This is a genomic window from Domibacillus sp. 8LH (genome assembly GCF_038806185.1).
GTDB lineage: Bacteria > Bacillota > Bacilli > Bacillales > Domibacillaceae > Domibacillus > Domibacillus indicus_A.
This window is the reverse complement of the sequence record NZ_JAVJNG010000061.1, coordinates 1-1,898: the sequence shown is the minus strand read 5'-3', so window position 1 is coordinate 1,898 and position 1,898 is coordinate 1. Positions and strand designations below refer to the sequence as shown.

Sequence of the window (1,898 nt, the reverse complement as noted above, 5' to 3'; positions counted from 1 at the left end):
AAGCTATGGAGGATCTGATTAGAAGAACTGCTTAAGACTTAACTTTTTTGTGTCCAAATTATTGACTCAAATCCAAAGACTTTAGATCAAACTCATGTTTAATTATCTGTTTAGAAACAAGTGCACATTTAACAAATTAACTTTCTAAATACTTGTAATTTTTTTGTCACCTTAGTTTCATTAACTACAAATTATCCTTTTGTACAATTGTAAGACAAATAGAATTATAAGTCAACCGATGCATCGGCCATTTTAAATTTTATCAAGAGTGATATATAAAGTTAGACTTTCACTCACATCATTCAAAGACCAGGTGGGAAGATAAAGATTTTTCTCTCGATTTATCGTTCTAATCAAACCAAAATTGCAGTCAGCGAACATTCAAGTTTAACTTAAATACAAGTGAAAACTCACTGGGAAACCCTGTTGAAACTTGCCTCATACTTTTACAAAAGCGATGTATTTATTTAGATGATACTTACATTGATATGGAAAAAGCACGACAAGGTTAATCTTGTCGTGCTAGACCTTTTTATATTACATTGGTTAAAAAGGCAGTTCCTGATAGGGTCTTCATTGCCGATCTTGCATCATTCTCACAACTGTATTCAAACATGCGTACCTGTTTTTCAGAAAAAACGGTTACGATCCACACTTTTCTTCTTCCTTTCTCAACAACCGTTCTATTTAACGAATACAGTTTTAATAGATGTAAAGAATTCTTTCGCTGCTTCTCCCTGTTCACGGGAATGTGAGCTGGACTGCTTCATGCCGCCGAATGGAGCCTGAAGTTCCACCCCGGCACTTTCTGCATTTACCCGGATTAGCCCTGCTTCCATGTCATTGACGAAAGACAATAAATGCTGAATATTCGTTGTAAAGATAGAAGCACTTAAGCCGTACTCGGTATCATTCGCAAGCTTCAGCGCTTCTTCCGCAGATTCCGCTTTTAAAAGGGCAATGACTGGGCCAAATATTTCTTCTCTTGCAATGGCCATATCCGATGTGCAATTGTCAAAAATGGTTGGTTCCACATAGTATCCGTCTGCCTGGCTTCCTTCCTCTGCACGTTTTCCGCCGATAAGGAGTTTGGCACCTTCTTCTATCCCTTTATTAATATAAGAAAGAACAGTATTCAACTGATTTTCGCTTGCACACGGCCCCATCCACGTACTGCTGTCAAGACCGCTGCCAATGGTAATCTCTTTTGTTTTTTGAACGAGCATTTCTTTAAATTCATCAAACACTTCAGATGCCACAATGACCCGGCTGGTCGCTGTGCATTTTTGTCCCGTTGAACGAAAAGCGCCTGTCACAACAGCTTCCGCTGCCAGATCAAGATCGGCATCGGCAGCCACAATGACTGGATTTTTCCCGCCCATTTCAAGCTGGTATTTTGCACCACGGGAGAGAGCTGCCTGGCCGATCTGCTTGCCAACGCCGTTAGAACCGGTAAACGTAATGCCGTTGATCTCTTCATGATCGGCAATACCCTGACCGATTGTTCTGCCTGGTCCCGTAATTAAATTAACGACGCCAGCGGGGAATCCGGCTTCTTCGAAGCATTCAATAATTTTAGCAGCTGTAACCGCTGTTTCTGTTGCCGGCTTAATCACGACCGTGTTGCCATACACAAGCGCCGGCGCCATTTTCCAGATTGGAATCGCAATCGGGAAATTCCAAGGGGTAATGACTCCGACGACACCGAGCGGTACACGTGTTGTGAACATAAGGGCTGAGCTGTCCGTAGATGGAATCACATCGCCTACTTTGCGCATGCCTTCTCCCGCATAATACTTTAAGATGGCAATGCCGCGGGCTGTTTCGCCTTTTGTTTCGGCAAACGTTTTACCCATTTCTCGTGTAGCACATTCCGCAATGTCATCGATTCTTTTTTC

The 1,898-nt window shown here is 42.1% G+C and carries 1 protein-coding gene; it reads right to left on the bottom strand.

Features of this window, described 5'->3' with window-relative positions; all coding sequences use genetic code 11:
* Nucleotides 1-683 precede the first annotated feature (683 nt).
* A partial coding sequence (gucD, locus tag RG959_RS23745) for an alpha-ketoglutaric semialdehyde dehydrogenase GucD (protein ID WP_342799266.1) occupies nucleotides 684-1,898 on the bottom strand: 1,215 nt, incomplete at its 5' end.